Origin of the sequence: Streptomyces sp. NPDC090499 (genome assembly GCF_044769305.1) — a bacterium.
Taxonomy (GTDB): domain Bacteria; phylum Actinomycetota; class Actinomycetes; order Streptomycetales; family Streptomycetaceae; genus Streptomyces.
On sequence record NZ_JBIVXP010000006.1, the window covers coordinates 323,182 to 335,428 of the forward strand.

Below are 12,247 nucleotides of genomic sequence, written 5' to 3' on the forward strand. Positions count from 1 at the left end.
ACCAGCCCCCACCCACCCGCACCCGCAAACGCGCCGAACCCCCCGAGCTGAACGGCGAACCAAAGGTCATCGCGGGTTACGTTGGTCAACAGCCCGACGCAGCCGACCGAAACGGAACCCGCGATGCCCTTCGCCCGACTGGCAACAGCAACGACCCCCACCTGCCACCTCGGCCTCGGCCTCGCCGCAGTCGGCCGCCCCGGCTACATCAACCTCGGCCGCGACGAGGACCTCGGCGAAGACCGCAGCGTCGGCGCCCTCCGGTCCCGCACCCACGAACTCCTCGACGCCGCCTACGCCCAGGGCGTCCGCTACTTCGACGTCGCCCGCTCCTACGGCCGCAGCGAGGAGTTCCTCGCCGACTGGCTGACCGCCCACCCCGACCTCACCGACGTGGTCGTCGGCAGCAAGTGGGGCTACACCTACACCGCCGGCTGGTCCGCGGACGCGGAGACGCACGAGGTCAAGGACCACAGCCTCGCGACCTACGACCGCCAGCGCGCCGAGTCCGACGCACTCCTCGGCGACCGTCTCGACCTCTACCAGATCCACTCGGTGACCCCGGACAGCCCCGCCCTCACCGACAAGGAACTCCACGCCCGCCTCGCCGAAGCCGCGGCCGGCGGCCTCACCGTCGGCTTCTCCACCAGCGGCCCCGCCCAGGCCGACGCGATCCGTGCCGCCCTCGCCGTGACGGTCGACGGCGAGCCCCTCTTCCGTACCGTCCAGTCGACGTACAACGCCCTGGAGACCTCGGCGGGCCCGGCCCTCGCCGAGGCGCACGACGCCGGACTCACGGTGATCGTGAAGGAGGGCATGGCCAACGGCCGGCTGGCCGCCCCGTACGCTCCCGACGTCCTGAAGGCCGTCGCCGAGGAGACCGGCCTGGGCGCCGACGCAGTCGCCCTCGCGGTGGTCCTGCGCGAGCCCTGGGCCGGGGTGGTCCTCTCCGGTGCGGCGACGCTCGGCCAGCTCGCCTCGAACCTGCACGCGGCCGCGGCCGACCTCGACGACGACCAGCTCACCCGCCTCGCCACCCTGACCGAGGACCCGCACGTCTACTGGGAGCGGCGCGGCAGCCTGCCGTGGCACTGATCCGAAACCGGACCTGATCTCCCTCTCCTGAATCACACATGCCCACCGTGAGACAAAGATGTCTCACATGGGCTAACCTTGTCTCATGGCCCTCGACCGTGACCACGTCCTGCGCAGCGCAGCCGCCCTGCTGACCCGGAAATCCACCGCGACCATGGACGAGGTCGCCAAGGCCGCCGGGATCAGCCGGGCGACCCTGCACCGGCACTTCGCGGGGCGCGATGCGCTCGTCCGTGCGCTGGAGGCGCTCGGCATCGCCGAGTGCGAGGCGGCCCTGGACGCGGCCCGCCTGGACGAGGGCCCGGCGGCCGACGCCGTGCACCGGCTGGTCCGCGAGATCGAGCCGGCCGCCGGTCTGCTCGCCTTCCTCTACACCGAGAACCAGCTCTTCGAGGGCGACGGGCAGAACCAGGGCTGGACGCGGATCGACGACCGCATCGCGGCCCTCTTCCGACGTGGCCAGCAGACCGGCGAGTTCCGTATCGATCTCACGCCCGCCTGGCTCACCGAGGCGCTGTACGGCCTGCTGGCCTCCGCCGCCTGGGCGGTCTCCGAAGGCCGCGTCGCCCCCAAGGACTTCACCCACATGATCGTCGAGCTGTTGCTCGGCGGCGCACGACGAAGAGAGGAATCATGACCAGCACCGTGCAGCCGGCGCGCGTCGCGGAGGCGGAGGAGAAGCGGCCGGGCCGCTGGGCTGCGCTCACGGTGCTGGTGCTCGCCGTGCTCCTCGTCGCCGTCGACGCGACCGTCCTCGGCCTGGCGACCCCCTACATCAGCGAGGACCTCAGCCCCTCGGGCACCCAGCTGCTCTGGATCGGCGACGTCTACTCGTTCGTCATCGCCGGCCTGCTGGTCTCGATGGGCAGCCTCGGCGACCGCATTGGCCGCAAGCGGATCCTGCTCGTCGGTGCGACGGCGTTCGGCGCGATATCCGTCCTGAACGCGTACGCGACGACCCCCGCAATGCTGATCGCGGCCCGCGCCCTGCTGGGCGTCGCGGGCGCGACCCTGATGCCGGCCACCCTCGCCCTGATCCGCAACCTCTTCCACGACCCGCGCGAGCGCAGCCTCGCCGTCGGCATCTGGGGTGCGGCGGCCTCCGCAGGCACGGCCGTCGGCCCGATCGCGGGCGGCTTCCTGCTCGAACACTTCTGGTGGGGCTCGGTCTTCCTGATCAACCTGCCGGTGATGGTGGTCCTGGTCCTCGTCGGCCTCAGGACGCTCCCGGAGTCCCGCAACCCCGCCCCGGGCCCCTGGGACCTGATCAGCGTCGTCCTGTCCCTGGTCGGCATGATCGCCGTCGTGTACGCGGTGAAGGAGGCCGCGACCCACGGCCTCACCGGGGTCACCGCGGCCGCCGCGCTCCTCGGTGTCGCGGCCCTCTGCGGCTTCGTCCGCCGCCAGCTCACCATGCCCAGGCCCCTGCTGGACATGCGGCTGTTCCGCAACCGGGGTTTCAGCGGCGCGGTCCTGGCCGACCTGCTGACCGTGCTCGGCATGTCGGGGCTGGTGTTCTTCCTCTCCCAGTTCCTGCAACTGGTCCAGGGCAGGCACCCGTTCGAGGCGGGCCTCGCCGAGGTCCCGGCCGCGGTCGGCGCGGTGGCGGCGGGCCTGGTGGCCGCCCGGGCGGCCCGCCGCTACTCGGTACGGGCGGTGGTCTCCGGCGGCCTGGCGGCCGTGGGCGTGGCCCTCGCGGCCCTGACCACCCTCTCGCAGTCCACCGGTTACCCGGTCCTCGGCGCCGCCCTCCTGGTGGTCGGCGTCGGCGCGGGCTTCTCCTTCACGGTCACGGCCGACGTCATCCTGTCCAGCGTCCCGAAGGACCAGGCCGGCGCCGCCTCGGCGGTCTCCGAGACGGCGTACGAACTGGGCGCGGCGCTGGGCATCGCCCTGCTGGGCTCGATCGTCACGGGCGTCTACCGCGGCTTCACGGCCCCGCCGGGCACCCCGGCCGCCGCCCACGAGTCGTTGGGCGCGGCCCTGGAGGCCTCCAGGACCATGCCCGCACCCACGGCGGCCGACATGCTGACAGCGGCCCGCGACTCCTTCACCCACGGCCTCCACCTGGCCTCGGGCGCAGGCGCCGCGGTCCTCCTGGCAACGGCGGTGGCGGCCTGGTTCCTGCTCCGAGACCAACGGCTGGAGAGCGCCCCGTAAGGGGCGCGGGGCCGTATCCGAGATGCGGCTACCGCCGCGTGGGCGCGACCAACCACGACGCACCCGCGCCCGAGGAACCACAGAACCCTTCAGGAGGTCACTTCTTGTAACCGAGCACCGTCATCATCCCGCTCTCCGAGTGGTACTGGTTGTGACAGTGCAGCATCCACAACCCGGGGTTGTCGGCATCGAAGTCGAGCACCAGCTTGCGGTGCGGCAGCACGATCGTCGTGTCCTTGCGCGCCCCCGCCGAGCTGATCCCGGTGACCGAGAACGTGTGCCCGTGCAGATGCATCGGGTGCCACATGTCGGTCGCGTTGACGAGCGTCAGCCGCACCCGCTCGCCGGCCCGCACCGCATGCCGCTGCCGCACGTCGTACTGCGTGTGGTCGAACCCCCAGTCGTAGCGCTGCATCGTGCCCGTGATCCGGATGAGCAGGTCGCGGTCGGGGATCCGGTCGTCCATGGCGACCGACTCGGCCGGCAGCAGGCGGCGCGCCGGCACGATCTCGCGGTCCAGCTCGGCCGGCCTGACATCCGGCGACGGAAGGTTTCTCCCCTTGTCGGTGCGGAGGACCGCGAGCGCCTTGCCCTTCTTGCCCTCGGCGAGCGCGACCAGCGGGAAGACGCCGTCCTTGACGGTGACGAGGACGTCGTACCGCTCGGCCATGCCGATGAGCAGCGCGTCGGTCCTCTTGTGCTGCACGGGGTAGCCGTCGGTGTGGGTCACGGTCATCTCGTGGCCGCCGAGCGCCACCCGGAACGCCGTCTCGGAGCCCGCGTTGATGATGCGGATCCGGACCCGGTCGCCGGGGCGGCAGCGGAAGACCGAGGGGTCGGTGCGCAGCCGCCCGTTGGCCAGGTAGTGCGGGTAGGCGACGTTGCCGCCCTCACCGTGCAGCAGTTGGCTGTGGGAGTTGCGCAGCACCCGGTCGGGGCCCGTCGGCGCCTTCGCCTTGCCCTTGGACGCGGACTTGGACGCGGACCTGGACGCGGACCTGGACGGCGACGCGGAGGCGTGCGCCGAGCCGTGCGGGCTCGGGCTGCCGGGGCCGGGCCCCATGCCCATCCCCATGTGCATCGCCATGGACCCGCCCGGCTTGAGCTGGTCCAGCACCTGCTCGGGGTTGGAGCCGTCGATGTCGTCGACCCAGTCGTCCAGGACGACGACCCACTCCTGGTCGTAGGCGAGCGGCTCCTTCGGGTCGTCGACGATGAACGGCGCGTACAGGGCCCGGTCGGGCTGCATGCCGACGTGCGAGTGGAGCAGGTACGTGCCCGGGTGGGCGGCGACGAAGCGGTAGATGAAGTCCGTGCCCGGCTCGATGGCCGGCTGGGTCAGGTCGGGAACACCGTCCATGTCGCAGCGCAGGCGCACCCCGTGCGCGTGCAGCGAGGTCTTCTCGGCCAGCTGGTTGGAGAGGGTCAGGCTGAGGACGTCACCGGCGGTGACGCGCACCAGGGGCCCGGGGACCGACTCGTTGTACGCCCAGCTGTGGACCGTTCGCCCGCCCAGGTCCAGCATGCTCCTGGCCGCCGTGAACCTGATCATGCGGACGGGGCCGGACCCGCGTTTCCGTTCGGTCGCGAGCACCTCCGGGTCCGACGGGTTGACGAACCCCTTGGGCCCCTGCGGGACGAACGCCGAGGTGCCGGCCGTGTGTTGCGGGCCGGAACGGGCTTCGGAGCCCGAGTCGGTACATGCCGCGAGGAGTCCCGCGCCGGCGGCAGCGAACGGAGCACGGAGCAGGGTACGCCGAGAAGGTTTCTGCATGTCTGAATAAGACATGCTGTGTGCTCATATGGGCGGTAAATGTGGATGAACGGACGATGTGTCGGGGCAGATTCCACCGGCAGGCGGACGCCGGACGGGTGTCAGGCGGATGGCAGACAGAAGGGCGCGGACCACCGGTCCACGCCCTTGCGCCGAACGAGTGTCGCGCCGTTCTTCCTCGTCAGGCGGCCTTCGCCTTCGTGGCGTACATGTCCACGTACTCCTGCCCGGACAGCCGCATCACCTCGGCCATCACCGAGTCGGTCACGGCCCGCAGCACGTAGCGGTCCCGGTCCATCCCCTCGTACCGGGAGAACTCCATGGCCTCGCCGAACCGGACGGTGACCTTGCCGGGCCGCGGGATGCCCGCGCCGCCCGGCTGCAGCTTGTCCGTGCCGATCATCGCGAAGGGGACCACCGGCGCGCCGGTCATCAGCGTCAGCCGGGCGATGCCGGTACGGCCCCGGTAGAGCCGGCCGTCGGGGGAGCGGGTGCCCTCCGGGTAGATCCCGAAGATCCGGCCCTCGTCCAGGACCCGCTTGCCGGTCATCAGCGCGGCGACACCGCCGCTCGCGCCGTCCCGGTCCACCGGGATCATGCCGACACCGGTGAAGAACCAGGCCATGAGGCGGCCCTTGAAGCCCTTCCCGGTGACGTACTCGTCCTTGCCGATGAAGAACACCTGCCGCTTGCTCACGAGCGGCAGGATCATCGAGTCGATGAACGTGAGGTGGTTGCCGGCGAGGATGACCGGCCCGTCTCCCGGGATGCGCTCCACGCCCTCCACCTGGGGGCGGAACATCAGGCGCATGATCGGTCCGAGCACTGCCTTGATGAGCGCGAAGCGGGACAACGGGTCCTCCGATGTCGAGGGGCGGTATGAGTCTGTGCAGGTGAGGACATTACTCGCGGCTCCGCGGGAAGCGCACATCGGGTGCGGCCGGTTCACCGAGGTCTTACGTACTGTTGACGCTGGTTTACCTGCGGTGACGTCCGGGAGACAGCTCGTAACAGGCCGGCGACGATGTGACGGATGTCGCCGACGGACCGTCATGACCCGCCCTTCATCAGCCATACGGCGTCACCCGGCCGTTGGGTCGGCGGTCTCCCTTCGGTCACGTCCGCAGCCCTACGATCGGCCGGCATCACAGGGCGAAAGGTCAGGAGGGCGCTCATGAACACGCATGAGGCGAACGAGCGGACGCAGATGAACGGTACGACCGGACGGCGGGCGCTGCTCGGCGCCGCGGTGCTCGGCGCGGGCGGCGCGGTCCTCGGACTGCCCGGCGCGGCCAGAGCGGCCGAGGCCGTTCAGGCCGGTCACGGCGGCGGCCTGAAGAGCCTGCCGAAGCCGACGATCATCGGCCACCGCGGCACCAGCGGCTACCGTCCCGAGCACACCTTCGGCTCGTACAACCTCGCCCTGGACCTCGGCGCCGACATCGTCGAGGCGGGCGACCTAGTCCCCACCAAGGACGGCCACCTGGTCTGCCGCCACGAGCCGGAGATCGGCGGCACCACGGACGTCGCCGACCACCCCGAGTTCGCCGGCCGCAAGACCACCAAGACCCTGGACGGCGTCCCCACCACCGGCTGGTTCACCGAGGACTTCACGCTCGCCGAGCTGAAGACGCTGCGCGCGATCGAGCGCATCCCGGCCAACCGCCCGCACAACATGCTCTACAACGGCCGCTGGGAGATCCCGACCTTCGAGGAAGTCCTCAAGTGGCAGGACGAGCAGACCCGCAAGCGCGGCAAGCAGGTCTGGATCTACCCGGAGGCCAAGCACCCCACCTACTTCCGCCGGCTCGGCCTCGGCGTCGAGGAGCGGATCGCCAAGCTGCTGCGCAAGTACGGCAAGGACAAGCGGAACTCGCCGGTCCTCGTCCAGTCCTTCGAGCCGACCAGCATCCAGCGCCTCAACAAGCTGATAGACAACCCGCTGGTGGTGCTGCTCTCCGCCGCGAACACGCAGCCCTACGACTTCGTCGCGACGGGTGACCCGCGCACGGTCGCCGACCTGATCACGCCGAAGGGCCTGCGGGAGATCGCCGGCTACGCGCAGGGCATCGGCCCGACCGTGGACCTGATCATCCCGAAGGACGCGAACGGCAACTTCACCACGCCGAGCACCCTCGTCGCGGACGCGCACAAGGTCGGTCTGATCCTGCACCCGTACACCATGCGCAACGAGAACCCCTTCCTGCCGCCCGCCTACCGCATCGGCAGCGACGCGGACGCCTACGGCAACGTCTTCCCGGTCTTCCAGAAGTACTTCGAGACCGGCATCGACGGTGTCTTCACCGACAACGCCGACACCGCCCTGCTGGCCCGCGCCGACTTCGTCAACGGCTGAGCCCCCGCACCCCGTTCGGGGTGTCTCCCGGCCGCCCCGGCAACCCGTGCCGGGGCGGCCGCGTCGTTCCGCATATGACGAACGACCTGGTCGCCGCCCTGCGCCCGCTGCTCGCCGCGGAGGCCGCCGCCGAGGCACATGCCTGCGGCAGCGACCCACGCGACCTGGAGCAGACCGTCTTGCTCCGCCTCCTGGAGCGCCTGGCGACCCACGGACCGCCCAGGGCCCCGGAGGACTGGCTGCGCCGGGCCGTGCGCACCGAGTCCCGCCGCGCCCGGCGCACCGCCCGCCGGGAACCCTCCTACGCCACCGACCCCGCCGACCCCGGCGCCGCCACCCCGGAAGAGCGCGTCCTCGCCACCGCCGGCCACCGCGCCCTGCGCGAGGCGGTCGCCCGCCTCCCCGGCCGCTGCCCCCGCCTCCTGCAGGCCCTGCTTTCCCCGAGGGACCTGACATACCGGGAAATCGCGGGGGAGTTGGGTATCTCACAGGGCAGTCTCGGCCCGGAACGTTCCAGATGTCTGGGTTGTCTGCGCCGATTGTTGACGCCGGAGGTTGCGCCCCGCGAAGCGCGGGGATAGGAGTGAGAACGACAGGCGATCAGGTGAGCGGGAGGCGTGCGCACATGGGCATGAGCGTGACCATCTCGGTGGCGACCGAGCAGGATGCAGAGCAGATCTTCAGGCTCCAGTACCTGTGCTTCCAGAGTGAGGCGGCGCTGTACGGCAACTACCGCATCGACCCGCTCGTCCAGAGTCTCGACTCGGTCCGCGAGGAGCTCGCCACCGACTGCGTCTTCGTCGCCCGCCTCGGCGAGGAGGTCGTCGGCTCGGTCCGTGGCTCGGTCACCGAGGACGGCGCCGCCGCCATCGGCAAGCTCTGCGTCCACCCCCGCCTCCAGGGCCACGGCATCGGCGCCCGCCTGCTCGGCGCGGCCGAGGCCGCGTTGGAGGAGGAGCGCGGCGCCAAGCGGTTCCGCCTCTTCACCGGCCACCGCAGCGAGGGCAACCTCCGCCTGTACCGCCGCGTCGGCTACGAAACGGTAGGCACGTCGAAGGGCGCAGACGGCGTGCCGATGATCGTCCTGGAGAAGCCGGCGAGCACGTACGCAACGACGGCCTAGCTTTCAACGCCCCATGCCGAGCGCCCCGAAAGGGGCGCGGGGAACTGCGCGACAGGCCACATCGGACCCGCAGCCGCGCACAGGGCTCAGGCCTCCGCCCCCTTGGCGCCCTTCCGCAACCAGTACAGCGCGGAAAGCGGCAACAGCACGGGAATGAACACGTACCCCATCCCGTAGTCCGACCACACGGTCGCGTCCGGGAACGCGGAGGAGTCGACGACCGTCCACGTACCCACGATCAACACCCCCGCGAGCTCGGCGGCGCAGCACACCTGCGCCACCCTGCGGGCCGTCTCGCCGCCCCGCACCAGCGTGTACGTGATGAACGCGTACACGACCCCGGCAACGGCGGACAGCGAGTACGCGAGCGGCGCCCGGTCGAACTCGGTCGCGATCTGGTAGGCAGATCGCGACACCGCCCCGACGACCATCACGCCGTAGAACCACACCAGCAGCGTCCCCGGCCCACTGGTCAGCCGCTTCGGCCTCTCGTCCACGGCCGTCATCTCACCCTCCCCAGATGTCATAGAGCCGCACCTCCAGCACGGCCAGCACCACACCGCCCGCGGCAACCGTCACGGAACCCCACCGGGTCCGCTCGGCGAGCGACATGAACCCCGCGGCCGGCACGCACGCGAACGCGCCCAGCAGATAGGCGACGAAGATCGTCGTCCCCTGGTCCGGCTTCCCGCCCCGCGCCAGCAGCACGATCCCGGCGACCAGCTGGACCAACGCCAGCACCGACACCACGGCCATTCCGATGAAGTGCCAGTCCTTCGTCGGCTGGTCCCGGTACGCCGCCCAGCCGCACCACGCGGCGAGCAGCAGCGCGGCGACTCCGGTCACCGTCAGCAGGGCATTGAGCATGCGGTGACCTTATTACGGCCGAAACGGCCCGATGCCGTCGCCCCTGCCGTACACCGTAGGGTCGAGACCATGACGATCCACGCACAAGCCCTCCTGTTCGACAACGACGGCACCCTGGTCTCCTCCCTCGCATCGGTCGACCGCTGCTGGGCCCGCTGGGCGGCGGAGTACGGCGTCACCGAGGAGTTCGCCCGCGTCGAACTGCACGGACGGCCCGCCGCGGACATCGTCGCCGACCTGCTCCCGCCGGACCTCGTGGCGGAAGCCGTCGCCCGGGTCGAGCAACTGGAGGTGGCGGACGTCCCCAACGACGGCGTCCACCTGCTCCCCGGCACCGCCGCGTTCCTCGACTCCCTGCCGGCCGACCGCTGGGCCGTCGTCACCTCCGCCACCCGCCGCCTCGCCGAGGCCCGCCTGGAAGCGGTCGGGATCCGGCCGAAGACGCTGGTCTGCGCCGACGACATCACCCGCGGCAAGCCCGACCCCGAGCCCTACCTCCTCGCCGCCCGCCAACTGGGCGTCGACCCGGCGCACTGCGTGGTCTTCGAGGACGCCCCCGCCGGACTCCAGGCGGGCCGCGCGGCCGGGATGACCACCGTGGCGTTGGCCACAACCCACCAGGCGCACGAGCTGGCCGCCGACCTCGTGGTGAAGGACCTCTCGGCCTTGTCCGCGCTGGTCACCGACCGCGGCATCGAGATATCGACCCGCGGCTGAAAGGTGTCCGCCGCTGTTCACCATGCGGACAGCGGCGGCCTGTCAGGACCGTAGGTCTGGTTTACTGATCGCATGACCACGACGAGCGACCGCACCCCTGCGACCGAGGCGACCCTGACGCCCGGTGCTCGTTGTATGTGTCGAATGTGCGCCTTCTAGAGGGCCCCCGCACCACCCCCGAGCTCGCGCCCCGAAGCGAGACAGGTGGCATGTCCGTACGACGCGACGACGCGCGTATGTGACGCAAGCCGCCCCCCCCGCGCACATGTTCTCCCCGGTTCAGCGCTGCTGCGAGAACCGTGCCGCGTCCCTGAACGAACGCACCCGTGCGCCCGGGCACACCCACGCCCGCGCACTCGACAGTGACGGAAACCCACGTGATCACCACAACGGGCCTGACCAAGGTCTACCGCTCACGCGGCCGAGAGGTCACCGCCCTCGACGGCGTCGACCTGCACGTCCGCGAAGGCGAGGTGTACGGCGTCATCGGCCAGTCCGGCGCCGGCAAGTCCTCGCTGATCCGCTGCGTCAACCTCCTCGAGCGCCCCACCACCGGCACCGTGACGGTCGACGGCCGGGACCTCACCGCCCTCGCCGGCCGCGGCCCCCGGGCCGGCCGGGAGCTGCGGCAGGCGCGCAGCCGGATCGGCATGGTCTTCCAGCACTTCAACCTGCTGTCCTCCCGGACCGTCCAGGACAACGTCGAGCTGCCGTTGGAAATCCTCGGGAAGTCAGGGAAGGAACGTTCCCGCAAGGCGCTCGAACTGCTCGACCTCGTCGGGCTCGCCGACAAGGCGAAGGCCTACCCCGCCCAGCTCTCCGGCGGCCAGAAGCAGCGTGTCGGCATCGCCCGCGCCCTGGCCGGCGACCCCAAGGTGCTGCTCTCCGACGAGGCCACCAGCGCCCTCGACCCGGAGACCACCCGCTCCATCCTCCAGCTGCTGCGCGACCTGAACCGGCAGCTGGGCCTGACCGTCCTGCTCATCACGCACGAGATGGACGTCGTGAAGACCATCTGCGACTCCGCCGCGCTGATGGAACGCGGCCGCATCGTCGAGCACGGCACCGTCAGCGAACTGCTCGCGACCCCCGGCTCCGAACTGGCCGCCGCGCTCTTCCCGGTCGGCGGCGACGCATCCGCCGACGACCGCACCGTCCTGGACGTCACGTTCCACGGCGAGGCGGCCACCCAGCCGGTCATCTCCCAGCTCTCCCGCACCTACAACATCGACATATCGATCCTAGGTGCGGCCATCGACACCGTCGGCGGCCTCCAGATCGGCCGCATGCGCATCGAACTGCCCGGCCGCTACGAGGACAACGTGGTGCCCATCGGCTTCCTGCGCGAACAGGGCCTGCAGATCGACGTACTGGGCCAGGAGCCCGCGCTGGTGAAGGACGGTGCCAAGTGACCTGGTCCGAGATGCAGCCGCTGCTGTCCCAGGCGTGTTGGGACACCCTCTACATGGTCGGCTGGTCCACGCTGATCGCCGTCGTCGGCGGCCTTCCGCTCGGCGTCCTGCTGGTCCTCACCGACCGGGGCGGCCTGCTCCAGAACGTGCTGGCCAACAAGGTCATCGGGCAGATCGTGAACGTCGCCCGCTCGATGCCGTTCATCATCCTGATGGTCGCGCTGATGAACTTCACCCGCTGGATCACCGGGACCACCATCGGCCGCGAGGCCGCCATCGTGCCCCTCGCCATCGGCGCCATCCCCTTCTTCGCCCGCCTCGTCGAGACGGCTGTCCGCGAAGTGGACGGTGGGCTCGTGGAGGCCGTGCAGGCGATGGGCGGCAACACCTGGACCGTCGTACGCAAGGTCCTCGTACCCGAGTCGCTGCCCTCGCTCATCTCCTCCACCACGACCACGATCGTCGCGCTCATCGGCTACTCCGCGATGGCCGGCACGGTCGGCGCCGGCGGGCTCGGCGACATCGCCATCCGCTACGGATACCAGCGGTTCGAGACCGAACTGATGTGGATCACGGTCGCGATCCTCGCCGTCGTCATCTCGGTCATCCAGTTCGCCGGCGACTACGCGGCCCGCTCGCTGCACCGCCGCGGCGGTCAGTCGGGCCCGGTGCCGAAGCTCCGGCTGCTCAAGGCGTCCACCGCGACGAGCAAGACCGTCTGAGCCCACCCCTCCCCAGAACTC

At 70.8% G+C, this 12,247-nt stretch carries 13 protein-coding genes; 9 read left to right on the top strand and 4 right to left on the bottom strand.

Annotated elements, in window-relative coordinates; genetic code table 11:
* Positions 1–123: 123 nt before the first annotated feature.
* From ACIQVL_RS24215 to ACIQVL_RS24225, 3 genes are all read left to right on the top strand, one after another.
* A complete protein-coding gene (locus ACIQVL_RS24215) occupies positions 124–1,095 on the top strand; it encodes an aldo/keto reductase (protein ID WP_403429516.1) in 972 nt (323 codons plus the stop codon).
* A gap of 85 nt (positions 1,096–1,180) precedes the next feature.
* The gene (locus ACIQVL_RS24220) at positions 1,181–1,732 is read left to right on the top strand and encodes a TetR/AcrR family transcriptional regulator (protein ID WP_403429518.1); all 552 of its coding nucleotides are present in this window, start codon (positions 1,181–1,183) and stop codon (positions 1,730–1,732) included.
* On the top strand, positions 1,729–3,255 hold the full coding sequence (locus ACIQVL_RS24225; RefSeq protein WP_403476330.1) for an MFS transporter: 1,527 nt from the start codon (positions 1,729–1,731) through the stop codon (positions 3,253–3,255). The genes ACIQVL_RS24220 and ACIQVL_RS24225 overlap by 4 nt, the downstream gene beginning before the upstream one ends.
* 97 nt (positions 3,256–3,352) lie before the next feature.
* On the opposite strand, the gene ACIQVL_RS24230 is transcribed toward ACIQVL_RS24225, so the two are convergent.
* The gene (locus tag ACIQVL_RS24230) at positions 3,353–5,029 is read right to left on the bottom strand and encodes a multicopper oxidase family protein (protein ID WP_403476331.1); all 1,677 of its coding nucleotides are present in this window, start codon (positions 5,027–5,029) and stop codon (positions 3,353–3,355) included.
* Positions 5,030–5,210: 181 nt separating this feature from the next.
* Positions 5,211–5,882, bottom strand: a complete 672-nt coding sequence (locus ACIQVL_RS24235; protein WP_351700587.1) for a lysophospholipid acyltransferase family protein — start codon at positions 5,880–5,882, stop codon at positions 5,211–5,213.
* Positions 5,883–6,203: 321 nt separating this feature from the next.
* Here ACIQVL_RS24235 and ACIQVL_RS24240 point away from each other — a divergent pair, with 321 nt between their 5' ends.
* The 3 genes from ACIQVL_RS24240 to ACIQVL_RS24250 all read left to right on the top strand — a co-directional run bounded on the left by ACIQVL_RS24240 (position 6,204) and on the right by ACIQVL_RS24250 (position 8,508).
* Complete coding sequence (locus tag ACIQVL_RS24240; protein WP_403476332.1) at positions 6,204–7,385, top strand: glycerophosphodiester phosphodiesterase; 1,182 nt, start codon at positions 6,204–6,206, stop codon at positions 7,383–7,385.
* A 74-nt stretch (positions 7,386–7,459) separates the two neighbouring features.
* Positions 7,460–7,966, top strand: a complete 507-nt coding sequence (locus ACIQVL_RS24245) for an RNA polymerase sigma factor (RefSeq protein WP_403429525.1) — start codon at positions 7,460–7,462, stop codon at positions 7,964–7,966.
* A 44-nt stretch (positions 7,967–8,010) separates the two neighbouring features.
* Complete coding sequence (locus ACIQVL_RS24250; RefSeq protein ID WP_403429527.1) at positions 8,011–8,508, top strand: GNAT family N-acetyltransferase; 498 nt, start codon at positions 8,011–8,013, stop codon at positions 8,506–8,508.
* Positions 8,509–8,594: 86 nt separating this feature from the next.
* Here the strand turns inward: ACIQVL_RS24250 and ACIQVL_RS24255 are convergent, their stop codons facing one another.
* The gene (locus ACIQVL_RS24255; protein ID WP_403429529.1) at positions 8,595–9,014 is read right to left on the bottom strand and encodes a hypothetical protein; all 420 of its coding nucleotides are present in this window, start codon (positions 9,012–9,014) and stop codon (positions 8,595–8,597) included.
* A 1-nt stretch (position 9,015) separates the two neighbouring features.
* Entirely contained in the window at positions 9,016–9,375 is a 360-nt protein-coding gene (locus ACIQVL_RS24260; RefSeq protein ID WP_403429530.1) for a hypothetical protein, read from the bottom strand.
* Between the two features lie 69 nt (positions 9,376–9,444).
* Between ACIQVL_RS24260 and ACIQVL_RS24265 the strand changes: the two genes are divergently transcribed.
* The 3 genes from ACIQVL_RS24265 to ACIQVL_RS24275 all read left to right on the top strand — a co-directional run bounded on the left by ACIQVL_RS24265 (position 9,445) and on the right by ACIQVL_RS24275 (position 12,226).
* Positions 9,445–10,092, top strand: coding sequence for an HAD family hydrolase (locus ACIQVL_RS24265; protein WP_403476333.1), 648 nt, complete (start codon positions 9,445–9,447; stop codon positions 10,090–10,092).
* Between the two features lie 377 nt (positions 10,093–10,469).
* The gene (locus tag ACIQVL_RS24270; RefSeq protein WP_403429534.1) at positions 10,470–11,504 is read left to right on the top strand and encodes a methionine ABC transporter ATP-binding protein; all 1,035 of its coding nucleotides are present in this window, start codon (positions 10,470–10,472) and stop codon (positions 11,502–11,504) included.
* Entirely contained in the window at positions 11,501–12,226 is a 726-nt protein-coding gene (locus tag ACIQVL_RS24275) for a methionine ABC transporter permease (protein WP_382724163.1), read from the top strand. The genes ACIQVL_RS24270 and ACIQVL_RS24275 overlap by 4 nt, the downstream gene beginning before the upstream one ends.
* Positions 12,227–12,247: the final 21 nt, after the last annotated feature.

What these genes read in the sequence shown, in the direction of transcription:
- ACIQVL_RS24215 (WP_403429516.1), top strand. Translation starts at nt 124, where the DNA reads ATGCCCTTCGCCCGACTGGCAACAGCAACGACCCCCACCTGCCACCTC.
- ACIQVL_RS24220 (WP_403429518.1), top strand. Translation starts at nt 1,181, where the DNA reads ATGGCCCTCGACCGTGACCACGTCCTGCGCAGCGCAGCCGCCCTGCTG.
- ACIQVL_RS24225 (WP_403476330.1), top strand. Translation starts at nt 1,729, where the DNA reads ATGACCAGCACCGTGCAGCCGGCGCGCGTCGCGGAGGCGGAGGAGAAG.
- ACIQVL_RS24230 (WP_403476331.1), bottom strand. Translation starts at nt 5,029, where the DNA reads ATGCAGAAACCTTCTCGGCGTACCCTGCTCCGTGCTCCGTTCGCTGCC.
- ACIQVL_RS24240 (WP_403476332.1), top strand. Translation starts at nt 6,204, where the DNA reads ATGAACACGCATGAGGCGAACGAGCGGACGCAGATGAACGGTACGACC.
- ACIQVL_RS24245 (WP_403429525.1), top strand. Translation starts at nt 7,460, where the DNA reads ATGACGAACGACCTGGTCGCCGCCCTGCGCCCGCTGCTCGCCGCGGAG.
- ACIQVL_RS24250 (WP_403429527.1), top strand. Translation starts at nt 8,011, where the DNA reads ATGGGCATGAGCGTGACCATCTCGGTGGCGACCGAGCAGGATGCAGAG.
- ACIQVL_RS24255 (WP_403429529.1), bottom strand. Translation starts at nt 9,014, where the DNA reads ATGACGGCCGTGGACGAGAGGCCGAAGCGGCTGACCAGTGGGCCGGGG.
- ACIQVL_RS24260 (WP_403429530.1), bottom strand. Translation starts at nt 9,375, where the DNA reads ATGCTCAATGCCCTGCTGACGGTGACCGGAGTCGCCGCGCTGCTGCTC.
- ACIQVL_RS24265 (WP_403476333.1), top strand. Translation starts at nt 9,445, where the DNA reads ATGACGATCCACGCACAAGCCCTCCTGTTCGACAACGACGGCACCCTG.